21 protein-coding genes and 1 other RNA gene are annotated in these 23061 nt (G+C 38.5%); 12 read left to right on the top strand and 10 right to left on the bottom strand.

Features of this window, described 5'->3' with window-relative positions; genetic code table 11:
* Positions 1-9: 9 nt before the first annotated feature.
* Positions 10-1968 carry a DUF8693 domain-containing protein gene (locus tag LS48_RS13385; RefSeq protein WP_062623008.1) on the bottom strand — a complete coding sequence of 653 codons (1959 nt, stop codon included), beginning with the start codon at positions 1966-1968 and terminating at the stop codon, positions 10-12.
* Positions 1969-2159: 191 nt separating this feature from the next.
* Here LS48_RS13385 and LS48_RS13380 point away from each other — a divergent pair, with 191 nt between their 5' ends.
* Positions 2160-2705, top strand: a complete 546-nt coding sequence (locus tag LS48_RS13380; protein ID WP_062623007.1) for a DUF8465 domain-containing protein — start codon at positions 2160-2162, stop codon at positions 2703-2705.
* A 19-nt stretch (positions 2706-2724) separates the two neighbouring features.
* Here LS48_RS13380 and LS48_RS13375 read toward each other — a convergent pair whose 3' ends face one another.
* Complete coding sequence (locus LS48_RS13375) at positions 2725-3612, bottom strand: hypothetical protein (protein WP_131807730.1); 888 nt, start codon at positions 3610-3612, stop codon at positions 2725-2727.
* Positions 3613-3779: 167 nt separating this feature from the next.
* On the opposite strand from LS48_RS13375, the gene LS48_RS13370 reads away from it, so the two are divergent.
* Positions 3780-4940 carry a cysteine desulfurase family protein gene (locus tag LS48_RS13370; protein WP_062623005.1) on the top strand — a complete coding sequence of 387 codons (1161 nt, stop codon included), beginning with the start codon at positions 3780-3782 and terminating at the stop codon, positions 4938-4940.
* Between the two features lie 53 nt (positions 4941-4993).
* Here the strand turns inward: LS48_RS13370 and LS48_RS13365 are convergent, their stop codons facing one another.
* Positions 4994-7453 carry a TonB-dependent receptor gene (locus LS48_RS13365; protein WP_062623017.1) on the bottom strand — a complete coding sequence of 820 codons (2460 nt, stop codon included), beginning with the start codon at positions 7451-7453 and terminating at the stop codon, positions 4994-4996.
* A gap of 9 nt (positions 7454-7462) precedes the next feature.
* On the bottom strand, positions 7463-9136 hold the full coding sequence (locus LS48_RS13360) for a M23 family metallopeptidase (protein ID WP_235811038.1): 1674 nt from the start codon (positions 9134-9136) through the stop codon (positions 7463-7465).
* A gap of 168 nt (positions 9137-9304) precedes the next feature.
* On the opposite strand from LS48_RS13360, the gene LS48_RS13355 reads away from it, so the two are divergent.
* From LS48_RS13355 to rny, 4 genes are all read left to right on the top strand, one after another.
* Positions 9305-9595, top strand: a complete 291-nt coding sequence (locus LS48_RS13355; RefSeq protein ID WP_062623003.1) for a coiled-coil domain-containing protein — start codon at positions 9305-9307, stop codon at positions 9593-9595.
* Positions 9596-9605: 10 nt separating this feature from the next.
* On the top strand, positions 9606-9896 hold the full coding sequence (locus LS48_RS13350) for a cell division protein ZapA (protein WP_062623002.1): 291 nt from the start codon (positions 9606-9608) through the stop codon (positions 9894-9896).
* A 53-nt stretch (positions 9897-9949) separates the two neighbouring features.
* Positions 9950-10057, top strand: a non-coding RNA gene (gene ssrS / locus LS48_RS13345) — 6S RNA.
* Between the two features lie 55 nt (positions 10058-10112).
* Positions 10113-11675: a ribonuclease Y gene (gene rny / locus LS48_RS13340; protein WP_062623001.1), complete on the top strand. Its 1563-nt coding sequence runs from the start codon at positions 10113-10115 to the stop codon at positions 11673-11675.
* Between the two features lie 70 nt (positions 11676-11745).
* Here rny and LS48_RS13335 read toward each other — a convergent pair whose 3' ends face one another.
* Together LS48_RS13335 and xerD are read right to left on the bottom strand one after the other, a co-directional pair.
* Complete coding sequence (locus LS48_RS13335; RefSeq protein ID WP_078056442.1) at positions 11746-12753, bottom strand: aldo/keto reductase; 1008 nt, start codon at positions 12751-12753, stop codon at positions 11746-11748.
* A 151-nt stretch (positions 12754-12904) separates the two neighbouring features.
* Positions 12905-13801, bottom strand: a complete 897-nt coding sequence (xerD, locus tag LS48_RS13330) for a site-specific tyrosine recombinase XerD (RefSeq protein ID WP_062623000.1) — start codon at positions 13799-13801, stop codon at positions 12905-12907.
* A 109-nt stretch (positions 13802-13910) separates the two neighbouring features.
* On the opposite strand from xerD, the gene LS48_RS13325 reads away from it, so the two are divergent.
* The 3 genes from LS48_RS13325 (at position 13911) to aroQ (ending at position 15857) form a co-directional block, all read left to right on the top strand.
* The gene (locus LS48_RS13325) at positions 13911-14465 is read left to right on the top strand and encodes a porin family protein (protein ID WP_062622999.1); all 555 of its coding nucleotides are present in this window, start codon (positions 13911-13913) and stop codon (positions 14463-14465) included.
* A 285-nt stretch (positions 14466-14750) separates the two neighbouring features.
* Positions 14751-15371, top strand: a complete 621-nt coding sequence (locus tag LS48_RS13320) for a porin family protein (protein ID WP_062622998.1) — start codon at positions 14751-14753, stop codon at positions 15369-15371.
* 69 nt (positions 15372-15440) lie between these two features.
* Entirely contained in the window at positions 15441-15857 is a 417-nt protein-coding gene (aroQ, locus tag LS48_RS13315) for a type II 3-dehydroquinate dehydratase (RefSeq protein WP_062622997.1), read from the top strand.
* Positions 15858-15977: 120 nt separating this feature from the next.
* Here aroQ and lpdA read toward each other — a convergent pair whose 3' ends face one another.
* The 4 genes from lpdA to LS48_RS13295 form a co-directional block, all read right to left on the bottom strand.
* Positions 15978-17354, bottom strand: a complete 1377-nt coding sequence (gene lpdA / locus LS48_RS13310; protein ID WP_062622996.1) for a dihydrolipoyl dehydrogenase — start codon at positions 17352-17354, stop codon at positions 15978-15980.
* A 159-nt stretch (positions 17355-17513) separates the two neighbouring features.
* On the bottom strand, positions 17514-17918 hold the full coding sequence (msrB, locus tag LS48_RS13305) for a peptide-methionine (R)-S-oxide reductase MsrB (RefSeq protein WP_062622995.1): 405 nt from the start codon (positions 17916-17918) through the stop codon (positions 17514-17516).
* The gene (gene msrB, locus LS48_RS13300) at positions 17902-18399 is read right to left on the bottom strand and encodes a peptide-methionine (R)-S-oxide reductase MsrB (RefSeq protein WP_062622994.1); all 498 of its coding nucleotides are present in this window, start codon (positions 18397-18399) and stop codon (positions 17902-17904) included. The genes msrB (LS48_RS13305) and msrB (LS48_RS13300) overlap by 17 nt, the downstream gene beginning before the upstream one ends.
* A gap of 1 nt (position 18400) precedes the next feature.
* Positions 18401-18931 (bottom strand): hypothetical protein, encoded by a 531-nt coding sequence (locus LS48_RS13295; protein ID WP_062622993.1) that lies wholly within the window; start codon positions 18929-18931, stop codon positions 18401-18403.
* Between the two features lie 216 nt (positions 18932-19147).
* Between LS48_RS13295 and LS48_RS13290 the strand changes: the two genes are divergently transcribed.
* The 3 genes from LS48_RS13290 to LS48_RS13280 all read left to right on the top strand — a co-directional run bounded on the left by LS48_RS13290 (position 19148) and on the right by LS48_RS13280 (position 22811).
* The gene (locus tag LS48_RS13290; RefSeq protein WP_062622992.1) at positions 19148-19966 is read left to right on the top strand and encodes a M48 family metallopeptidase; all 819 of its coding nucleotides are present in this window, start codon (positions 19148-19150) and stop codon (positions 19964-19966) included.
* A gap of 80 nt (positions 19967-20046) precedes the next feature.
* Complete coding sequence (locus tag LS48_RS13285; RefSeq protein ID WP_062622991.1) at positions 20047-21366, top strand: MFS transporter; 1320 nt, start codon at positions 20047-20049, stop codon at positions 21364-21366.
* 47 nt (positions 21367-21413) lie between these two features.
* Positions 21414-22811: a DUF6252 domain-containing protein gene (locus LS48_RS13280; protein WP_062622990.1), complete on the top strand. Its 1398-nt coding sequence runs from the start codon at positions 21414-21416 to the stop codon at positions 22809-22811.
* Positions 22812-23061 lie beyond the last annotated feature (250 nt).

Genomic DNA, 23061 nt, shown 5'->3' with positions numbered 1-23061 from the left:
GGTTATATTTTATTTGTTATGAACAATTGCTTTATAGTCAATGGCAATATCATCTTCGGTCAGAAGTTTCACCAAATAAACACCATCGCTCAAATTACCAGTATAGAAGCTATATTTTGATTGATCACCTAAGTTTTTTTCTTGGATTACCAACTTTCCGTTCATATCGTACACTAAAGCAGATTTAATAACATATCCTTCAGGATTGCTAATTTCCAATTGCTGTAGTGGATTGTTTTGGAAAAAAGTAACATTTTCCATTACAATTAGTTTTTCATTAAGTTCCGTTTGGGGAATATCGCGGCGTAGGTTTTGATTACGGAAAATAATAAAGAATCTGTTATCGTAAGTCCCCGCAGGTAGATTAAGAGTGGCGCTCATACCTCCTGTAATTTGTTGATAGGTATTTTCAAGCCTGTCATAAAGATACGCATGGGCATATGGCTTTTTCACTTCTTCAACCACTTTTAGGTCAAGTTTGCTCTGATTTTTAATTTTAAAGGCAATAGGCACCTGTTTGTTTGGATTGTATTTGATACCGTTAATAACATAAGGTTTTCTATTATTATCTTCGCCAATAGGGAAGTAAGCGTCGGTTTTTAAATCTTGTGGACTGAGCCCATCAAAGCCACGATCATAACCGTCGGTAGCTTGTTCATGAAAAGTTAGTGCTAATTCACGGGTTACCGCTTCATCAAAAATAGACCATATACGCATGATAGGAGTACGATAATTCTCTCTGGCAGTTTCTGCGGCTGTAGATAAGCCTGTATCATTTGGTAGGTTAATCTGTGAGCCACTATCGCCTTCCGGTCTTTGGAATACGGAATGGTTTGCGGCCCCTTCTTTAATATAAACACGATGCGAATTTTTAATTGTTACAGTTCCTAAACTATTGCCTATCAGCATAAATCCTTGGCCAATTGGGGCATATCTTTTATTTTGATCACTACCACCACCAGGTCCTGTATGTGATGTACTTCCACCGCCGGCGTTCCAGATATAAAACGGAGCAGGAGTATATGTGCCTAAAAAATCATGGGGATTATCTGGAGTATTGTCAGGACCATCCGGAACCCAAACGCCATAACCAAAGGGCTTTTGGCTATAATAATGACTCATTACGGATCTATCCTCATCGTAATAATAGATAGCGCCCAAAACTGCATTTGCAGAATCATGATAAAATTTATTCATGTCGAGGGCGGAAGGATATGGATTTCCTGAAAGTGTCATCATTGCAGACGTGTTTGGAAAGGTTCCAACGGGTCCGTCAACAGGAATGTTAGTAATATCTCCATTATTAGGTCTGCCCCTAAATTCGTAAATTTGATCGTGTCCCCAGGGAGCACCTGAAGGCGTATTGCCATTTAAATTCACGCCTTTCATTGTAAAACCATACCCAGCTTGAGCACCATTTGTCGCGTTAATTCGGATATAGTTCCCTTCTGCCTCCGTGCCGGGATCTGGATGTGTATACATCCAACGCCGGGAAATGGTCAATGGGCTAGTAAAACCATCACGGCCGGAAATGTTTGAACTGCGACGGGCAGCCACTCCAACACCTGGAACGCTGTTAATATCTTCATAGATCCCACCTAAGCCGAATGGAATATTCCCACTACCTGTATTACCATCTGAATTTCCTACCGGTGAACACCAATAATAATAAGCAAATGCATTAGTAACTGGAGAATTTTGTTGTACGGAAAGTTGTCCATCTCCACTATTGGTAGATGTGGTTCCGCCCTGTATTAACTGGCCATTATTTCGGAGATAGATACTTGCCTCAATATTGGCTGGGCCACTAAGATTCCTAGTAAGGTTAATCTCTTGGGTTACAAAAACCACTTCGTCGTTAACATAGATATATGAATCGGCACCTCCGGAAGTTGGCTTAACGGTTAGCTGCGCAAAAACGCCAGTAGTTGATAGAAGTAAAGTTGAAAAGAGTAGTAGGTTTTTCATATTTTTACGATTTTTAAAAGCTTTTTTTGGGGCAATAAAGCCTTTTTTGACGGTTTAAATTTAAAAATAATATTCAATATATTGTACACAATGCTACAAAATACGTAAAAATTTCATTTATAGATGGTTAAGTGATAGAAAGTATTAAGTAATGGGTGCAGATTATATTTTAAAATTTTAATATTTCAGAAATGATTATCGGCGATAAAGTTTCAGTCTTGGATGATGCCATTTCAGGTGTGATTACTGCTATTAGGGGTAATGAGGTGACTATTTTTACCACAGATGGTTTTGAGTTGGATTTTTCAAAAAACGAATTAATCGTTGTGGATGGTTCCCTTTCAAAAAGAGAATTGGCAAAGATGGATATCTCTGAAATTATGTCAGAAAAAAACCACAAAAAACCAGGTAAAAGTAAGCGCATTAAACCCAAAGAGCGAAATTTACCATCCATGGAGGTGGATTTGCACATCAATCAACTAGTGCCAAAGACCCGCGGCCTTAATAATTATGAAATGTTAACGATACAGTTGGATACTGCAAAAAGGCAATTGGACTTTGCCATTTCAAAACGCATTCAAAAAGTAGTTTTTATACACGGTGTAGGTGAAGGGGTACTGCGAACAGAATTGGAATTTCTATTCAATCGTTATGATAATGTAAAGTTTTACGACGCCGATTATCAAAAATACGGGCGTGGGGCCACCGAGGTATATATTTTTCAGAACACGAAATAGGCATTCGCGCTTCTACAAATCAAAATTCTGGGGTGGTTTCTTTTTCAATGACCTCAATACTTTCAATGGTTCCCATATTAAGGGACTCTTGGGTTATTTCTTCTTCGCCACTTACCAAAACAAGGTTTTTCAAGACAATTTTCACGCTTTTCGTGATGGAATATTCATGCAGTCTGTATTCATTCACTAAATATGTGTCTGCTACTTGTTGGTTAAGGTAATCGGCACCCACATTGGGATCGGTTACATCATTTCGAGGGTTCAAATCCATGTTTTTGTCTTCATTGCGGGTCAGCACGCCATCGTTGTCATCATCAACGTCCAGATAATCCGGCGTTCCGTCATTGTCAGTATCCAGTGGGTTGGTAAGTGGATTGTCATCGCCGTCTTCATTTTGAATGTCTAATTCCAGTACTGTCGGAACGTTGTCGCCGTCGTCATCCTCATCATACATATCTGGAATCCCATCGCCGTCAGTATCGCCATCAAATTCATCTTCTGCGGGAACACCATCATCATCATCAAATAAAAAAATTGTAGTGAGTTCAGCCGAACCAGATGCAGCCAAATAATCAACAGTCACAATTGGAGCAGTGGGAGGAATACTGCTACAGAAGTAATTAGCGCCCAAATCACCATCGTAAGTTCTATAATTTACAAAATTTGTAGTGCCGTTCAGTGCATAAGTTTTAGGCCCTGCGTCTTTATAAAGACTATCAGAAACACCTAATTTCAGTGATAAACTTTCCAATGCATCGGAATTTATTTTATAGAACACATAATTGCCCGGTTGCCCACAGGCCTTTAGCTCTGCATCATCAAAATTGAAGGATGTAATAATTATATCGCCATCATCACAGCTTTGAAGAAGCAACGAAGCTATAAAAAGGAAAAGAATTTTTTTCATCGGAAATTTTAAAATCATCATCGATTACAAAGTAACGCATTTCTTTTTAACTGAAATGTGGGCAAAACTGTTTTAATATGTATTTTTGCCAACCGAAACAAAATAGGAGCCTGTGCTCAAAAAATAGAACTCGGTCGCTAGCCGTTTTTTATTATAAAACGTACCTCATGAAGAAAGTATATTTTGATAGCGCCGCTACCACGCAGTTGCGCGACGACGTTATAACCTGCATTACCGAAGTTTTAAAAACAGAATACGGAAACCCTTCATCTACCCATTCTTACGGGAGGTCATCAAAATCATTACTTGAAAATGCCCGAAAGGAAATAGCAAAACTTTTAAACGTTTCTGCAAGTGAAATTATATTTACCTCCGGAGGTACCGAGGCAGATAATTTAATTCTTTGCAGTGCGGTGCGGGATCTTGGCGTAAAACGAATTGTATCTAGCCGCATTGAGCACCATGCTGTGTTGCACACTCTGGAATGGCTTCAAAAAGAATACGACATTCAGCTCGATTTTGTAAAAGTTGACGAATGCGGCCAAATAGATTATAATCATTTGGAAAATCTTTTGGCAGATACATCACAAAAAACATTAGTGAGCCTGATGCACGTTAATAACGAAATTGGTAGCCTACTTGATTTAAAAAGAGTAGCGCTTCTCTGTAAGGGACACAACGCGCTTTTTCATAGTGATACCGTACAGTCTGTAGGCCATTTTGAACTTGATTTTAAAGAAATTCCGATTGATTTTGCCGCCGCTGCAGCACATAAATTTCACGGACCAAAAGGGGCGGGGTTTGCTTTTATTAGAAAAAATTCAGGGATTCGCTCATTAATCCACGGTGGCGAACAGGAACGCGGACTTCGCGCTGGCACGGAAGCGGTTTACGCTATTGCTGGAATGGCAGAAGCGCTAAAACTTTCGTATCACAAACTTGAAAAAGAACGAGCCTACATTACCGAGATGAAGGATTATTTTAAGGAACAACTACTAACTGCTATTCCTGGAGTAAAATTCAACGGTAGCTGTGATGATAATGAGCGAAGCACGTATACTTTATTAAACGTTTGTCTGCCCATTTCTGCCGAAAAAGCAATGTTGCTTTTGTTTCAGTTGGATTTAAAAGGAATAGCGTGTTCCAAAGGGAGCGCTTGCCAAAGTGGGAGTGAGGGCGGTTCGCACGTTTTGAATGAGATACTTTCCCAGGAAGACTTAAGTAAGCCTTCCATTCGTTTTTCTTTTTCCAGCTTCAATAAAAAAGAAGAAGTGGATTATGTAGTAGAGGTTTTAAAAGAATTTATTGATAGTAGTATTACTGGATAGCGTTAGATTATCAATTGCCATTTTTGAATTTGTTGTAGGCAAAACAGCGGTGTTTAAAACTTCGCGGTAAGTCTAACGTTAAACACACGAGGCGTCAAATAATTTGGGATTGCATATTGCACCTTGGTATAAACATCTCTTACAAAAGTGTTTGTAATAGAGTTTTGCACATCAAATATATTGAAAATTTCTGCGCCGATGGTAAATTCCTTAAAAGGTTTCAACCAGCCACTGTCCCTTAATTTTGTATCGTCCACAATAACGTAACTCATCCCCAGATCTGCTCTTTTATAATCATTTAAACGGGTTTGATATTTATATGGGTCAGCATAACTTGGAGAGCCACCGGGTAGTCCCGTGTTATATGTTAAGTTAAGGTACATTTTAAGCGAAGGAATCACTTTTACATAATCCTGGAAAAGCATTCCAAACTTTAAACGTTGGTCTGTCGGACGGAAAATGTAGCCGCGATCGTCAATATTTTCCTCTGTTTTTAAATATCCGAAGCTTAACCAACTTTCTGTACCGGGAACAAATTCACCCGCTAAGCGTAAATCAAGCCCGTAAGCGTATGCAACCGCATTATTGGTTGCACGGTAACGGATGCGTACATTTTCCAAAGTATATGGGTTTACGTCAGTTAAGTGTTTGTAGTAAATTTCAGAATTTAATCTAAACTTGCGATCCCACATTTTGAAACTATAATCGTTTCCAAATACAATATGGATAGACTTTTGAGCTTTCACCCCAGGGCGTACGGTACCCGACGAGTCGCGCAATTCTCTATAAAAAGGAGGCTGGTGGTACACCCCTCCCGAAAGTCGGAAAAGCATATCCATTTCCCAGTCGGGCTTTAATGAAACCTGTGCACGTGGACTGAAAACAGTTTGCGTAGTGCTTGTGATGTTTTTTCCACTCACAGTCCAATTATGTGCACGTATACCTGCATTCATCCAAAGTTCACTGGTTCCAAGTGTTGTTTTTCTACTCCATTGTGCATAACCTGAAATTCTATCAATCTGTGTATCGTTTTGTGCACGAACATTGGTATAGGGAACAATTGGAGAAGTATCTGCTTCGTAAGGTTGGTTATTTGGAGGGAATATAGGCGGACGGATGGAAAATCCTGCCGAATCAATAATTTCATATTCCTGAACTCGATCGCGAATATCCTCGCGTGTATATTTTATGCCGTATTCTATATTATTATCTTCTAACGCTAGATTTCCCTTGTGCTCTACATTGAGGATTAAAGCGTCCAAATCGTTTCGAGCATGTGTAAGCTGTCCGCCGATGCCACGTGTAAATTCAACCTCTCCCAATTCCTCACTGCCAATTTCAGTATTTACTTCACCTAAACGATATTCGGCAAGTATATCATAATATTCCTGTTCGGTGGTTTGGTAAAGAGAAGCTATAAATTTTGCAGTATAGTTGTCTGAAACAACCCAAGTAGATTTTAATGCGCCAAAATAAGTATTGTAGCGATCCTCTTCACGGCCTTCATAGAAAACGAGTAAAGCGATTGGGTCAGTAATAGTCCCAAAATTCGTCTGTCTGGTTAACGGTCTGTAATTGTATTCGTTAATGGAAAGATTTCCCAAAAAGCTCAGTTCAAATTTATTGGTGAATTTATAAGTGAGATAGGTTTGCGCATCGGCAAATTTTGGCCTGTAATTGGTTTCGGTTTGCTTTGCTTCAACAAATAGGCTGTTGTCACGATAGCGAATTCCGAATATTCCCGAAAAACGACCGTTTTTTGAAATTCCTTCCACAGAACCGCTTGCGCCCAAAAGGCTAAGGTCTAGGGAAGCGCCAAAATCAACGGGACGACGATATGTAATATCCAACACCGAAGAAAGCTTGTCGCCATATTTAGCTTGAAATCCTCCCGCAGAGAAATCAACATTACTGGTAAGGTCACTATTCACAAAGCTTAAACCTTCCTGTTGTCCGCTTCTAATTAGGAATGGACGATATACTTCAATTTCGTTTACGTAAACTAGGTTTTCATCATAATTACCACCACGCACGGCATATTGCGTGCTCAATTCGTCATTTCCACTAACTCCGGGAAGGGATTTTAGAAGGTTTTCCACACCAGCATTGGCGCCCACCATTTTGCGAATAACCTCAGGTTCTATATTTACAATCCCTTCAATGCGTCGGTTTTCACGACCGGAAATCACAACTTCAGGAATTTGTTCCACATCCATTCTTAACACGGGATTCAATTCATAATCCTCATTCGGACTTAAATTGAAACGAAGCTTGGCATTTTTATGGCCAACGTGGGAAAAGGTAATAATGACTTCTTGATTTGCGGGAATTTCCAGCAAATAAAAACCATTGAGATCTGAAATGGTGCCATTGTCCTCATACGTTACGTTAACTCCAGAAAGTGGATTGTTGGTTTCGTCTAAAATAACTCCTCGTATTGTTGCCTTTTGAGCAAATACAACGGTTGCAAAGAAAAAGAAAAGGAGTGTAAGCGGTAGTTTAATTGTTTTCAAAAGCAAGGGTTAGGGTTGTTTTCTGAAAAATTTTGCTTCAAATGTAGCACTATTTCCCACATTATCTATTACAATAACTTTCAAATTATTTTCTGTTTCCAGATTTACGTTATCATTGAAATTATAAGTTAGAACGTCTTTTTTGTAATCATATTCCATCAAAATGAACTTTTCATTGATAGTGGCACGGTAGGAGCTAATTCCGCTAAGGTCGTCTGTAATTTTCAATTGAAGAAAATTCTGGTTGCTAATCCATTTTCCTTCAGAAAAATTAACGGGCTTTATGGTGGGAGGAGTAGTATCTGAGGCAATAGTGTAACTTCCAAAGGTTCGGGTTTTGGCAGTTAGTTTGTCTCCGTTGCGGGTTGTGGATGTATAATACGGCTGGCCGCGATAGTTCAATCTTCCAATATAGAGTTTATCACGGTCAGCTTCATTGTATGATGAAATATCTGCCGTGATTGAAATATTGCTGTGAATTGGAATTAAATCTTCGTGAAATTCCAGAACATCACCTTCATCTTTTATATTCAAATAGGTGTCTTCATATAAACTATTTGCAGGAATGTAAATGCTCCACTTGCCTTTGGTGATTGACGTGGCGTGGTCCGCATAGATATAATCGTCGGTTTTTTCAATATTTTTTGGGTCTAAAATTTCAAGCTTTGCACCCTCAATGGGCACTGAGATATACATACGATTGCCATTAAAATCATTTACTTCAATAGTGTAAATAGATTGTAGGCTATCTTGGACTATTATGAATCCGTTATTATCTTCTTCCGTAATTATGCTCAGCGGATTATTGGTTTCGCGGAAAAGCTTTTGAATCATACTTTTGTTGGTTTCATAATAGTTGTAATCTGTATATCTATTTAAATACCGTGTTTCTGAAAAAGAAAATTTATCAAAAAGAACCTTAAATTTCTGAGAACCGTTAAAGCGGGTTTCAATACTGTATGCGCCATTTTTGTTTGAAGCGCCGTCCTGCTGATCGTATGTTGTGATTCCGAAGCCAATCTTTCCAAAAGCTTTTATGTCCTCAGTTTTATAATTGCCGTCCTTTTGTTTTATCATCCGCAATTTTGTACGGTTTTGGCTTTGGTTGATGTGTGCATCTTCTCCAACGGGATAAGCAAATATTGCACTCACAATAGGTTTTTTTGAATCTGGAATCTCTATGCCAAAAAGCAATGGGTTCATGGGCCGTTGTGAAGAATCGCGAATTTCAAAGTGAAGATGTGGTCCGCCGCTGCCACCTGTATTTCCGGTATAGGCAATTAAATCTCCTTTTTTTACTGGTAATAGCGTTTTATCTGGAAAGAGTTCTACTTCAAATGTTTCCTTACTGTATTGTGTGTCTTTTACATACTTTTCAATATCGCCGGCAAAACTTCGCAAATGTCCATAAACAGTTGTGTATCCATTGGGGTGAAGAATATAGAGCGCCTTTCCATAACCGTAATGTTGTACGTTTATTCGGCTCACATAGCCATCAGCTGGGGCATATACCGGCAGCCCTTCGCGTTGTTCAGTTTTAAGATCAAGGCCACTGTGGAAATGGTTGGCACGCATTTCGCCAAAATTGCCTGAAAGCACTAAGTTTATATCCAAAGGATTGGAAAAATAATCTGTCGGTATACCGTTCTGTCCGTACGCAAACCCGCCAAAAAGGAGTAGCATTGATAAAATTTTCTTCATAGGGTAAAAATAAAAATACGCTATAATTAAAAGGGGAGAGAATTGGTTTATTGTAACTATTCTTCAATAATACAAAAAATAATGGAAAACTGTTTGCTTATTAACGATGGTATGCTAACTTTGTGAAAGAAGTATTGAACACAGATTTTAATGAGTAATCTTTCTGAAATAGTTGATTCTCTTGAAAATAGAATTGGCAAGCTGCTCAAAAGGCACGAAAAATTAAATATGGCCAATGCAGCGTTGGAAGAAGAACTCAAAGTTTTACAGTCAAAACAGCAACAATTTGAAGAAGAAATTGAAGCTTGGACTGAAAAATGTAACTCATTAAAAATGGCAAATTCAATGCTCGGCAGCGACCAGCATAAACGAGAAACTAAACTCAAGATAAACGCTCTCATTCGGGAAATTGACCATTGCATAAGCCAACTTTCTGAATAAAAATATAACAATGGCCGAACCATTAAAAATAAAACTATCAATTGCAGACAGGGTTTATCCCTTGACCATTAATCCTTCACAGGAAGAGGGATTACGGTTGGCTACAAAAAAGATAGAAGAAATGATTAAGAAGTTCGAGCAAAGTTATGCCGTACGCGACAAACAGGATGTTTTGGCCATGTGTGCCCTCCAGTTTGCAGCACAGGTTGAGCAAAAACAAATTGATAATTCCAGCGATACGCAGGAAATGGAAGCAAGGCTAAATGCTTTGGACCGTTTATTGCAAGAGCAGTTATCATAACGTTCTTTTAATTAAATAAGGTTACTGCCTACATTAATACTAATTTTTGGTAAACTCAACAGGAATTCTTTAAAAAGGGTGAGTTGAAGTTGTAAAAGCGAGCCGTCTTTGAGCGGATACTTGACCAGCTTGTTAACCCTAAACTTGTTTTTAAGGAGTTTATTCAAAATAATAATATTGATGTAGGCTTTTTTTATACATATAATTCAACTAAAAATGGACATCATAACTATTGTAATTAGCGCCATAGTTGGTATTGCGATTGGTTTTTTTATTGCAAAAATAATGGAGCGCAATAACGCTTCCCAACTTATAACGAGAGCAAAAAAGAGCGCATCTTCAATACTGAAAGAGGCAAAATCTGAAGCCGAAACCATAAAAAAGGATAAAATTCTTCAGGCTAAAGAGAAGTTTCTGGAACTGAAATCTGAACACGAAAAAGTAATCCTGAACCGTGACAAAAAAATTTCAGAAGCAGAAAAGAGAATACGCGACAAAGAATCACAAGTTTCCAACGAACTTGCAAAATCAAAAAAATTAAATGCTGAGCTAGAAGGTAAAAAGACTGATTATGACGAGAGAATTTCCATACTCGACAAAAAGCAAAGCGAAGTAGAAAAGCTTCACCGCAGTCAAGTTGAGCAGTTGGAAGTAATCAGCAGTCTTTCTGCCGAGGATGCAAAAGCTCAATTAATGGAAAGTTTGAAGGATGAAGCCAAAACACAAGCAATGGCCTATGTTCAATCTTCTATGGAAGAAGCAAAAATGACCGCTCAGCAAGAAGCCAAAAAAATTATAATCAATACCATCCAACGTATAGGAACGGAAGAAGCAGTAGAAAACTGCGTGTCCGTATTCAATCTTGAAAGCGACGACGTAAAAGGTAGAATTATTGGCCGCGAGGGTAGAAACATTCGCGCCATTGAAGCTGCTACAGGTGTTGAAATTATAGTTGACGATACTCCAGAAGCTATTATCCTGTCGTGTTTTGATTCCGTACGAAGGGAAATTGCACGGCTATCGCTTCACAAATTGGTTACCGATGGACGTATTCACCCAGCACGTATTGAAGAGGTTGTTCAAAAAACTACCAAACAAATTGAAGAGGAAATTATTGAAGTGGGAAAAAGAACCGTTATCGATTTGGGAATACACGGTCTGCATCCCGAACTTATAAAAGCTGTTGGACGTATGAAATATCGTTCGTCCTACGGCCAAAACCTATTGCATCACTCTCGCGAAGTGGCGAGACTGTGTGGGGTAATGGCTGCGGAACTTGGACTGAACGCCAAATTGGCTAAACGGGCCGGATTGCTTCACGATATTGGAAAGGTTCCCGAAACCGAAACCGAAATGCCACACGCACTTTTAGGAATGCAATGGGCAGAGAAATATGGTGAAAAACCAGAAGTTTGTAATGCTATTGGAGCTCACCACGATGAAATTGAGATGACCGGATTGCTTTCTCCAATTGTACAGGTTTGCGATGCTATTAGTGGCGCAAGACCTGGCGCAAGACGCCAAGTGCTGGATTCTTACATTCAACGTTTGAAGGATTTAGAAGATATTGCATTCGGATTCGGCGGTGTAAATAAAGCATATGCAATACAAGCGGGACGTGAGCTTCGTGTAATGGTTGAAAGTGAAAAGGTGAGCGATGAAAAGGCTGCCCAGCTTTCTTTCGAAATTTCACAAAAAATCCAAACGGATATGACTTATCCCGGACAGGTGAAAGTCACAGTTATTCGTGAAACACGTGCAGTAAACATCGCAAAATAAGGTTTCTTATAACATATAGAGAAAAGAAAAAGCTCCATTTGGAGCTTTTTTAGTTTTCTAATTCAGGAGATTATTTAAAAACATTCTTTACGGTGTCAATTCCTTTTTTGATACCCTCTACTATGGGTGAATTTTCATCATAAATATCTTCATAACCTTTGCTCGGTTCCTCAAAAAACTTACCGGTTATAAATCGATAATGTTCATCTAGACTGGCAATTGCTTTCATATCTGCATCATCCAGTTCTATAGAAGCCGCTTTAAAGTTTTCTTCTATATGTTCTTTGCTTGTAGATTTTGGGATAGCAGCAGTACCGCGGTGCGCGTGCCAACTTATCAAAATTTGCCCTTCCGAAGCATTGTGTTTTCTTGCAATTTCTTTAATCGTTTTAATTTCCAAAAGATTTGGTTCTTCTTTACCTTTCATATTTTCCGATCTGTCTCCAGAGCCTAGCGGAGAATAGGCGGTTATATGTATATTTTCTGATTTGCAATATTTTAAAAGGTCATCCTGCTGTAATAGTGGGTGAAGTTCTACTTGGTTCATCTCAGGTTTAATAGTTGCCTTTGCAATTAACTCCTTTAATTTTATATCACTGAAGTTTGACACACCAATATGGCGCGCAAGCCCATCCTTTTTGGCCTTTTCCATTTGTTTCCAAGTTTCAATTATAGGGGCTTCCTCGGGAGTTAAGTAATCATCAGGTTTTTTTGGGGAGTCTACACCGTGCTTGAACGCCACTGGCCAATGGATTAAATATAAATCTAAATAATCGAGTTTTAATTTTTTAAGGGATTTTTCCAAGGCGGGCCTTACTTGCCCTTCGGCGTGTGAGTCGTTCCGAAGTTTAGAGGTAATGAAGACATCTTCCCGAAAAATTTCACCTTTGTCAAAAATCTCAGCTAGTGCTTCGCCAATTGCTTCTTCGTTTCCATAAGCTGCCGCGGTATCTATATGGCGGTATCCAGCATAAATGGCATCTTTTACTGCATTTTTAACATCGTTGCCTCTGGCTTTCCAAGTGCCCAGACCTATTGCATGCATCGTGTCTCCATTACTAAATTTTAGTGTTTTCATTTCTCTCTTTGTTTGGTTTAATTTTTCTTTTGAAAATACGAAAGGATGTTCTCAGAATAAAGAAATTGGAACGGTTTAGCTTTTTTTTAACCTGTGGAAGAGTCAATTAATTATAGATATACTAAAAAGAAAAATGTTTATGTACCTCACACTATCTTCTGGGGTGGAAGCGGTTTATTACTTCGGTTAAGTGCTTGCGGTCTATATGCGTATAAATTTCTGTTGTAGTGATGCTCTCGTGTCCTAACATTTGCTGAATGGCGCGAAGGTCTGCACCATTCTCCAAAAGATGTGTAGCGAAGGAGTGGCGAAAGGTATGGGGACTAATAGTTTTTCGGATACCAGATTTTTCTGCGAGGCGCTTCACGATGGTAAAAATCATTGCGCGGGTGAGGGGCTTGCCGTGCTGGTTTAGAAAAAGGGTGTCCTTGGCAAGTGATTGGATCTTTTGGTGTACGCGAACTTCTTTCCTATAAATTTCAATATACTTTTGGGTGGTTGCCCCTATAGGAACAAGGCGTTGTTTATCGCCTTTTCCTGTTACTTTAATAAAGCCTTCCTCAAAATAAAGGTCGGAGATTTTTAAGTTTGTGAGTTCTGAAACGCGGAGACCGCACCCATACAGCGTTTCTATAATGGCACGGTTACGTTCACCTTGCTTTGAGCTTAGGTCTATTGTTTTTATGAGAGTATCTATTTCCTCAATGGCTAGAGTGTCTGGCAGTTTTCTTCCTAATTTTGGAGCTTCAATCAGTTCCAAGGGATTGGTTTTTCTGTAATCTTCAAAAATTAAGTAGTTGAAAAATCCTTTTAGACCCGAAATGAGACGGCTTTGGGAGCGGGGATTTATTCTTTTTGCGATGTCATAAATGAAATCCTGCAATATTTCCTCAGAAATTGAAACGGGCGAAGTGTTAATTTCATTGGTTTCCAGCCAACGCATCAATTTTTTTATATCTAAAGAATAATTAATGATTGAATTTTCCGAAAGTCCGCGCTCCAAACGCAAGTAATTTTGATAATCCTTCAAACCCTGTTGCCACTTCATATTGCTATATTACTATTAAAAACAATAGTTAACAAAAAACTAAATGTATTTTGAGGCATAAGATTAAAAGTATCTTTGCGTTTAAATAGAAACTTAAAAACCCAAATTTATGAAAAAATTGATTGTAGCAGTTATTACATTATTTATAGGAACCACCGCTTTTTCACAGGAAATTGACTTGGGAATAAAAGCCGGTGCCAACTTTGCAAATATTACCGATGCATCGGGCCTATCAAACAAAACAGGCTTCCAGGCAGGTATCTTTGGAGGAATTAAATTTACTGATAAAGTGGGAATCCAGGCAGATTTGTTGTATTCACAGCAGGGAGCCGAATTTGATGCTGGAGAGTTTGATTTAACATATGTAAACGTCCCTGTTGTTCTTAAATATTATCTTGTGCAAGGACTCAATGTTCAAGCAGGGCCTCAGTTTGGTTTTATTGTCGATGATAAAATTTCTATCAATGTTTTGGGTGACATAACCAGAAAAGCAAAGGCGGAAGATTTTGATGTTTCGGGAATAGTAGGCGCGGGATATGATTTTCCATTTGGAGTACGATTGGATGCCCGTTATAATTTTGGACTTACTGATGTGTCAAAGGAAAATGGGTTTGAAGGAAAAAACCAAGTATTTTCTGTTGCATTGGGTTATTCCTTCCTTTAACAATATCAACTATTGATTATAAAACCGTCCAATTTGGGCGGTTTTTTTTACTTTTTTTAACAATAACGTTAATTAATAAGGCGATAAATATGCTTTTCTAGTTACAGGGTATTTCTCCAAAAAACACCTTGAGCGCTGATAATTAAATGATTATGTTTTTGAACGTTCTTTTTTTGATACATATATTTCATAGAATGTTACATAATTCATATAACTATATAGAAATCTTTTAGTATTTTTAATGAGACAATATTGTCGTTTTAATTAATTTAAAATTTATTCATTATGAAAAAACTTTTACTTTTTATTGCAGTCATGTTATTCACATTAACGTCTGTACAATCGCAGGAATTCAGAATGGGTGCGAAAGCTGGTTTAAACGTTGCCACTTTAGGAGGAGATAGCTATTATGGTGGTTTAGGTAGCCTTGGCTCAAGAACAAGCTTCCACATTGGCGGTCTTGTTGAAATTCCCTTAATGGGGAAATTTTCCTTGCAGCCTGAATTATTGTACTCTTCCGAGGGTTCAGATTGGAGTTTTGGTACTTTAGGAGAAGACACTAAATTAGATTTTCTTCGCGTACCAGTATTGGTAAAATTCTATATAATTGAAGGTTTAAGTGCTGAGGCCGGACCTGTATTTGGGGTTTTGGTTAATGCTGAAGGAACCTATTATGATGATGATGGCGATCTAGTAAGTGGTGATGCTAAAGATTATTACAGAAGTTTTGATGCTCAATTTGGCATTGGCGCTTCATATCGATTGAACATGGGTGTTTTCTTCAGCCTACGTTATAACAAAGGATTGTTAAATGTAAATGAAGAATATAGAGTTTTAGGCACCACCTACAATACCGGTAAAAACCAAAGTAATGTTTTCCAAGTTTCTGCCGGATACTCATTCTAAATTTCAAATTTTTCATATTTTAAAAAGCAGGACAATGTTCCTGCTTTTTTATTTTTCTATATTTACCCTATGAAAATAATCATCATAAATGGTCCCAACCTAAATCTGCTCGGCAAGCGTGAAAACGATATTTACGGCAACGAAACTTTTAATGATTTTTTTGAAAAATTGCAGAAGGAGTATGCCAATCTTGAAATTTCCTATTTCCAATCGAATATTGAAGGGGAATTGATTGATAAAATTCAAGAAGTTGGATACAATTATGATGGAATCATTTTAAATGCTGCGGCATACACTCACACTTCCGTAGGCATTGCAGATGCGGTGAAGGCAATAACAACTCCCGTAGTGGAAGTACATATTTCAAACACTTTTTCAAGGGAAGATTTTAGACACAAAAGCTACATTTCGCCAAATGTGAAAGGGGTAATTGTTGGCTTTGGCTTGCAGAGTTATGAATTGGCTTTGCAAAGTTTTTTAAAATAAAGCGAAGAGGGATTAGCGATGAGCGAAAAATTCCCCTAAAATATGGCAAATAAAAAAACCGCAACATTGCGGTTTTTTTATTTTTCTAACGTCTAACGTCTAACGTCTAACGTCTAACATCTATAAATGAATCACTTCCCCATAAGCATCCGCAACAGCCTCCATAACCGCTTCGCTCATCGTTGGGTGGGGGTGGATTGCTTTTAACACTTCATGTCCGGTTGTTTCCAATTTTCTTCCCAAAACGGCTTCTGCAATCATATCGGTAACACCGGCGCCAATCATATGGCAGCCCAGCCATTCGCCATATTTGGCATCAAAAATCACTTTTACGAAACCATCCTTTTCGCCGGAAGCACTTGCTTTTCCGCTTGCGCTAAAGGGAAATTTCCCAACTTTAATTTCGTATCCGGCTTCCTTAGCTTGCTTTTCGGTCATACCAACACTTGCAATTTCGGGAGAAGCGTAAGTACAGCCTGGGATGTTTCCGTAATCTATAGGTTCTACGTGAAGGCCAGCAATTTTTTCAACACAGGTTATTCCTTCTGCGGAAGCAACGTGGGCTAGGGCAGGTCCGGGCACCACATCGCCAATGGCATAATAGCCTGGAATATTGGTTTGGTACCAATCATTCACCATAATTTTTCCTTTGTCAGTAACGATGCCAACGTCCTCAAGACCTATATTTTCAAGGTTTGAAGCAATTCCAACTGCAGAAAGAACAATTTCCGCCTCTAACGTTTCCTCGCCTTTTGAAGTCTTTACAGTAGCTTTTACCATTTTTCCAGAGGTATCCAATTTTTCTACGGAAGAATTGGTCATCACTTTAATTCCTGCTTTTTTGAAGGAGCGCTCAAATTGTTTTGAAACGTCTTCATCTTCCAAAGGAACTAGATTTGGCAAAAACTCAACAATTGTTACTTCGGTCCCCATGGAATTGTAAAAATGTGCGAACTCAACGCCAATGGCACCACTGCCGACAACAATCATACTTTTGGGTTGCTTTTTCAGTGTCATAGCTTCACGATAGCCAATTACTTTTTTACCGTCCTGCTTTAGGTTTGGCAATTCGCGGGAACGCGCGCCAGTTGCAATGATTATATGGTCTGCGGAATATTCCTTTCCGTCAACATCTACCTTTTTTCCGGGTTTTAATTTTCCAAAACCATTAATGACTTCAATTTTGTTCTTCTTCATCAAAAACTGAACGCCCTTGCTCATACCTTCGGCAACACCACGACTTCTTTCAATTACTTTACTGAAATCTTTATCAAACTCCTTTACGGTAAGTCCGTAACTGTCTGCGTGTTTTAGATAATCAAAAACTTGGGCACTTTTTAAAAGTGCTTTGGTGGGAATACACCCCCAATTTAAACAAACGCCTCCAAGGCTTTCTTTTTCAACAATTGCGGTCTTTAAACCTAATTGCGAAGCCCTTATGGCGGTAACATATCCACCGGGACCGCTTCCTAAAACTATTACGTCGTATTTACTCATTATATATGTTTAAGTCTGAATTTTTGGAGGTACGAAATTACGAAATTCAAAAGGAAAAAACCCAAAAGCGAAAAGTCAAATTCCAAATAATAAAAAAAGCACCAAATTCCAGGGTTTTCAATTTTGGAATTTGGCACTTTAAATCTGTTATTTATAATGCTATTTCTTCTTAAAATCCAGCGAAAGTGAATTCACACAATAGCGTTGTCCCGTTTCGGTGGGACCATCATTAAATATGTGCCCTAAATGGCTGCCGCAGTTGGAACAGAGTATTTCTGTACGGATCATGCCGTGCGATGTATCGTTCACATATTCTACAGCACCTTCTATTGAATCATCAAAAGAGGGCCACCCGCAACTACTTTCAAACTTTTGGTCACTTTCAAAAAGTGGAGTTTGGCATGCGCCACAAACGTAGGTACCATTTTCAAAATGCAGGTTATACTCCCCCGTGCGGGGGAACTCGGTGCCCTTCTCACGAAGAATGTGGTAGCGTTTTTCGCCCAGTTCCTCGCGCCATTCGGCTTCAGATTTTGTGATGGGATATTTATTTGGATTCTCCATTTTCGGGTATGAATTTTAAAGCGACCCCATTAATACAGTGTCTTTTACCAGTAGTTTCATCAGGTCCGTCATTAAAGACATGTCCTAAATGGCCCCCGCAGGTTGCACAATGCTCTTCTGTTCGGGTATATCCAAGCTTATTGTCTGTTGAGTACGCAACATTTCCTTCAATGGCACGGTCAAAACTTGGCCAACCTGTGCCGCTGTCAAATTTGTGTTTACTTTTAAAAACGGGCGTTCCGCAGCCAGCACAAACGTATGTACCCTTTTTATGATTATCGTTTAAGTCACTTGAAAATGCACGTTCGGTACCTTCGTGGCGTAACACCTGATATGCTTCAGGTGATAGCTGGTCTTTCCATTCGGCATCCGTTTTCGTAATTTCAAAAGTCTCTTTCTTGGATTCCTTACTTTTCTGTGCTGGTGAATTACAGCTGAAAAGCATCATGCTTAATACAAGGAATGTGCTTAATATTTTCATATTAAAGTTCTATTTTTTCAATTTGTGAACCATCGGCTTGCATCACTTCCAGAATATCTCTCATAGAAGGATTTGTTTTTGCAAATTCGGCAGGGACTACAGCTACACGGAATGTTTGACCATTCACATCATTGGGATCAATATTTGTCAAGTCGAAATTTCCTTCAATCGTGAATTGAACACTAATAAAGGTGCTATTGTAATTATATTGAAAAATATCTCCAGTACCATCCTGATAATAGATGCTTTGTGGAAGTTGTGTCCAAATATCGGCTGGAGGTGATACGGTATTGTCTTGACCTGATAAACGATAAACCAAAACTACGTCGCTCTCATACACCTCAAAAGGATAATTATAAACCGAAGTAAAATATATATTATCGGGATAGTCACTATAACTGAAAGCGGGACTTACCTCAAAAACATTGGCATACACTAAACCTCCATCTTGTCCCGGAGGTCCTGGGTCACCTTCGCAGGAAGAAAATAAAACTGTTGATGAAAGGGCTAAAAAAAGAAGTATGTTTTTCATATTGAGTAAATTTTAAATTACGGCTTTATTTATTCAAAAGTCGTTCCAAGTTTTTAAAGTCTATAAATTTAAAGGCTTACGGAACACTTCACTATTAAAAAAACATTAAAGTTTAAAAATTGTGGAACAATTATTGGAAAATTAATTTTACAATAATTTTAGGAGTGTAATATAATTTATATATCTATTTTTAATATTTAAACAAAACCATCATTTATGAAATTTTCAAAATCACTTTCCATTTTATTTATAGGTGCACTGGTCGTTGCGTGTAGTACCAACCCTTTTACGGGAAAACAAACTTTGGCATTGGTTCCAAATTCGCAGATATTGCCAATGGCATTTCAGCAATATCAAGAATTCTTATCTGAGCATAAAGTTGTTAATAATACTGCGGACTCACGAATGGTAAAAAGTGTAGGACAAAAAATTGCAGCTGCTGCAGAAAGATATTTGACCGCAAATGGTTATGCTGGATATTTGGCAGATTATAGATGGGAATATAATCTTGTGGATAGCAAAGACGTAAATGCTTGGTGTATGCCTGGCGGTAAAATAGTAGTGTATACAGGCATTTTGCCAATCACAAAAAATGAAGCAGGCTTAGCTGCAGTGATGGGGCACGAAGTAGCACATGCGCTTGCCAATCACGGACAGCAGCGTATGAGTGCGGGTCAATTGCAACAATTAGGGGCTGTAGCAGGAAATATTGCATTGGCTAATAATCCAGAAAATGCGCAAATTTTCAACACAGCTTACGGACTGGGCACAAGTGTGGGCGTAATGCTTCCTTTTAGTAGAAGTCACGAAACTGAAGCAGATCATATAGGTTTAATTTTGATGGCCATTGCGGGTTACGAACCGAGTGTTGCCGCAGAATTATGGCAGCGTATGCAAGCCCAGGAACAAGGTGCGCCACCAGAATTTTTGAGCACACACCCCTCAAGTAGTACAAGAATTCAAAACATACAGGCTTGGGTGCCCGAAGCAAAAGCTGAAGCTAGAAAATTTGGTGTTACAACTTTTAAAAGATAAACAGAATTACATAAATTTTTAAAATCCCGCATCACGCGGGATTTTTTATTAGATTAGTGCCGTCAAAAATTTAAAAGAATATGCCCAATTTAGCCAAAGGAAGTAAGAAGCTACTAAATGCGTGGGCTTTTTATGATTGGGCAAATTCAGTTTATAGCCTTGTGATTGCATCGGCTATATTTCCTATTTTTTATCAGGCATTATTTAAGACCGCGGGGGTAACGTCAGTTTCTATTTTTGGTGGTACAATTAGAAGTACTCCATTAATTAGCTATACTACAGCAGCAGCTTTTCTATTGGTTGCTATTATTTCCCCCTTACTATCGGGTATTGCAGATTATGTGGGAAACAAGAAAAACTTCATGAAATTTTTCTGCTATCTGGGCGCACTTTCGTGTATGGGGCTTTATTTTTTCAGTATTGAAACTATTCATATTAGTCTGCTATTTTATTTTGGTGGGCTCATAGGTTTTTGGGGAAGCCTCGTTTTTTACAATTCCTATCTGCCGGATGTTGCTTTTAATGAACAGCAAGACAGGGTGAGTGCACGGGGATATTCCCTTGGGTATATAGGAAGTGTTGTATTATTGCTGTTTAACTTAGCCATGGTAATGAAACCTGAACTTTTCGGATTTGGAGAAGGGGGAGAGGCAAGTATGAAAGCAATGCGGTGGTCGTTCGTTACCGTAGGAATTTGGTGGATACTTTTTAGCCAGTACTCTTTTTATTTTCTTCCGAAGGGAAACAAAAGTGGAAAAAAAGTGAGTACAAAAATACTTTTGAATGGTTTTAGGGAACTGAAAAGTGTTTATAATTCATTATCGGAAAACATTCAATTAAAGAGGTATTTGGCGGCGTTCTTCATATACAGCATGGCTGTACAGACCGTGATGCTTGTGGCTACCTATTTTGGTGAACAGGAAATTGCTTGGGGTGGTGACAACGCAAAGACCATGGGCTTAATAGTGAGTATTCTTATTATTCAATTGGTGGCCGTGGGGGGCGCAATTATAACTTCCCGAGCATCAGAGAAATTTGGCAATATTCCCGTGCTTGTTGTAATCAATATTATTTGGGTGGGCATTTGCGTGGTTGCATTTTTTATTATAGATCCTATTCAGTTTTATATTACTGCAGGAGTGGTAGGCTTGGTTATGGGCGGGATACAATCACTTTCACGCTCTACATATTCAAAATTTTTACCAGAGACAAAGGACACCACTTCCTATTTCAGTTTTTATGATGTTGCCGAGAAAATAGGGATTGTTATAGGAATGCTTATTTATGGATTTATAGATCAAATAACAGGAAGTATGCGTAACTCAATATTATTTCTAGTCATATTTTTTATGACAGGGGTATTTTTATTGGCAAGAGTACCACGAAATAAAAACCGTTAAACAATTTTTGTTTAAGTTTGCGTTTATTACCTACAAACTACTTATTTATGAAGAAAATGTATTTTTTAAAAGGAATGCTTTTAGTATTTCTTGCATTTCAATTCTTTTCCTGTGAAAACGAGCCCCTTACAGGTGAATTTGTCCAAGAACAACAGAACGATGCAGATGAGGGACAGTTTAAAGCACAAATAGAAGGCCAAGAGTTTATTGCAAATTCTGTTTCTGCTACACTTACTACCGATAACCAATTGGTGATTACAGGTTCAAAACCAGGTGGCGAAAATATAACTCTTGCAATTGTGGATGCTGCGGTAGGTTCTTTCAACCTATCTCTTGGTGGGGCCATTCAAAATTCTGGCTCATATTTTGACGGTTCAAATAATCCACTTCCTTATATCTCGGCAGATGCTTTGGGAGGATATGGGTTAATGAACATTACCGCTTTGGATGCTAGCGCTGAAACCGTTACAGGAACATTTAGTTTTGTAGGAGTACGAATTAAAGTTGATGGTGACGGCAATCCGATCCTTGATGGCAATGGAGATCCCGTGTTAGAGGAAATTGCAATAACAAATGGAGCTTTTAATGCCATTCCTTACATTATCGATGATACCGGAGGTGGTGGAGGAACTGGTGGAAATCCTGAAAATGAATTTTTCGCTAAAACAAATGGAGTTGATTTTGTAGCTGATACTATTTCGGTTACGGAACCAATGGTTGGCGATGTACACATGATAAAGATTGAAGCTAAGTCCAATACCGGAGAGCAAATACGAATTGACGTTCCCCGTTCCTTAGGCGTGGGTACATTTGAGATGGTACAAATTTCTGACGGAACAAAATTAATAGGAGTTTACAACGCAGGCAATGGCGCCGAAAACCTGACATCAAATCCAGGGACAATTACAATTTCTGAATTTGATCTAGAGTTAGGGGTATTAAAAGCAACCTTTGCCTTTACGGCAACCGATCCATTAAACCAGCTTCCAGATGTTGTTGAGGTTACCGAAGGTAGTTTTACAGCTTACTTTGAAGGGGTGCCCGGAGCCAATAATGTGTTTAGGGCCAATGTGGATGGTGCAGCTTACAATTCTGAAGATATTACAATAACTACCGATGTTTTCAATCAATACCCTACCATAACCATTACTACCTTGGTAGGTGACCAAAGAATGAAACTTACTTTTCCTGCAACCATTACTGAAGGTTCATTTGAAATGAGCACTGAAGTAATAGAAGGAGATGAAATTGTAGCAACTTATACCCCAGTTGTGGGAACCTCGATAACGTATGTTTCAAACCCGGGAACTATTGTAATTACAAATTACGATATTCCAAATGGTATCATTGAAGGAATTTTCAACTTTACTGCTGTAGATGCCACCGGGCAAGACCCAACGGTATATCAAATAACTGCAGGAGAATTCTTGGCAGTGCTCCCGTAAATAAAAAATAAACAAATTTTGAAAAACCGTTTCTGGAAATTCCAGAGACGGTTTTTTCTTTTTAAAAAGAAGAACAGATAATATCCAGGTCCAAAATGTTTCACTATAACAGTAAGGCGCGAATAAAATATAACTGGCACAACTCTTGACTTATAAAGGGTAAGAACACATAAAGCTATTGAGAATCAATACTTTTTTATTAAGAAAAACATAAATTATAAATTTTACACATTGTGCTTACTACATTTGT

Origin of the sequence: Aequorivita aquimaris, assembly GCF_001573155.1 — a bacterium.
In the GTDB taxonomy this organism is placed as follows: domain Bacteria; phylum Bacteroidota; class Bacteroidia; order Flavobacteriales; family Flavobacteriaceae; genus Aequorivita; species Aequorivita aquimaris.
The sequence above is the reverse complement of the archived record's forward strand: the minus strand, read 5'-3'. Positions and strand labels throughout refer to the sequence as shown.

Excerpts from the sequence above, each read along its gene's own strand:
- LS48_RS13385 (WP_062623008.1), bottom strand. The coding sequence starts at position 1,968 with ATGAAAAACCTACTACTCTTTTCAACTTTACTTCTATCAACTACTGGC.
- LS48_RS13380 (WP_062623007.1), top strand. The coding sequence starts at position 2,160 with ATGATTATCGGCGATAAAGTTTCAGTCTTGGATGATGCCATTTCAGGT.
- LS48_RS13375 (WP_131807730.1), bottom strand. The coding sequence starts at position 3,612 with ATGAAAAAAATTCTTTTCCTTTTTATAGCTTCGTTGCTTCTTCAAAGC.
- LS48_RS13370 (WP_062623005.1), top strand. The coding sequence starts at position 3,780 with ATGAAGAAAGTATATTTTGATAGCGCCGCTACCACGCAGTTGCGCGAC.
- LS48_RS13360 (WP_235811038.1), bottom strand. The coding sequence starts at position 9,136 with ATGCTACTCCTTTTTGGCGGGTTTGCGTACGGACAGAACGGTATACCG.
- LS48_RS13355 (WP_062623003.1), top strand. The coding sequence starts at position 9,305 with ATGAGTAATCTTTCTGAAATAGTTGATTCTCTTGAAAATAGAATTGGC.
- LS48_RS13350 (WP_062623002.1), top strand. The coding sequence starts at position 9,606 with ATGGCCGAACCATTAAAAATAAAACTATCAATTGCAGACAGGGTTTAT.
- rny (WP_062623001.1), top strand. The coding sequence starts at position 10,113 with ATGGACATCATAACTATTGTAATTAGCGCCATAGTTGGTATTGCGATT.
- LS48_RS13335 (WP_078056442.1), bottom strand. The coding sequence starts at position 12,753 with ATGAAAACACTAAAATTTAGTAATGGAGACACGATGCATGCAATAGGT.
- xerD (WP_062623000.1), bottom strand. The coding sequence starts at position 13,801 with ATGAAGTGGCAACAGGGTTTGAAGGATTATCAAAATTACTTGCGTTTG.
- LS48_RS13325 (WP_062622999.1), top strand. The coding sequence starts at position 13,911 with ATGAAAAAATTGATTGTAGCAGTTATTACATTATTTATAGGAACCACC.
- LS48_RS13320 (WP_062622998.1), top strand. The coding sequence starts at position 14,751 with ATGAAAAAACTTTTACTTTTTATTGCAGTCATGTTATTCACATTAACG.
- aroQ (WP_062622997.1), top strand. The coding sequence starts at position 15,441 with ATGAAAATAATCATCATAAATGGTCCCAACCTAAATCTGCTCGGCAAG.
- lpdA (WP_062622996.1), bottom strand. The coding sequence starts at position 17,354 with ATGAGTAAATACGACGTAATAGTTTTAGGAAGCGGTCCCGGTGGATAT.
- msrB (WP_062622995.1), bottom strand. The coding sequence starts at position 17,918 with ATGGAGAATCCAAATAAATATCCCATCACAAAATCTGAAGCCGAATGG.
- msrB (WP_062622994.1), bottom strand. The coding sequence starts at position 18,399 with ATGAAAATATTAAGCACATTCCTTGTATTAAGCATGATGCTTTTCAGC.
- LS48_RS13295 (WP_062622993.1), bottom strand. The coding sequence starts at position 18,931 with ATGAAAAACATACTTCTTTTTTTAGCCCTTTCATCAACAGTTTTATTT.
- LS48_RS13290 (WP_062622992.1), top strand. The coding sequence starts at position 19,148 with ATGAAATTTTCAAAATCACTTTCCATTTTATTTATAGGTGCACTGGTC.
- LS48_RS13285 (WP_062622991.1), top strand. The coding sequence starts at position 20,047 with ATGCCCAATTTAGCCAAAGGAAGTAAGAAGCTACTAAATGCGTGGGCT.
- LS48_RS13280 (WP_062622990.1), top strand. The coding sequence starts at position 21,414 with ATGAAGAAAATGTATTTTTTAAAAGGAATGCTTTTAGTATTTCTTGCA.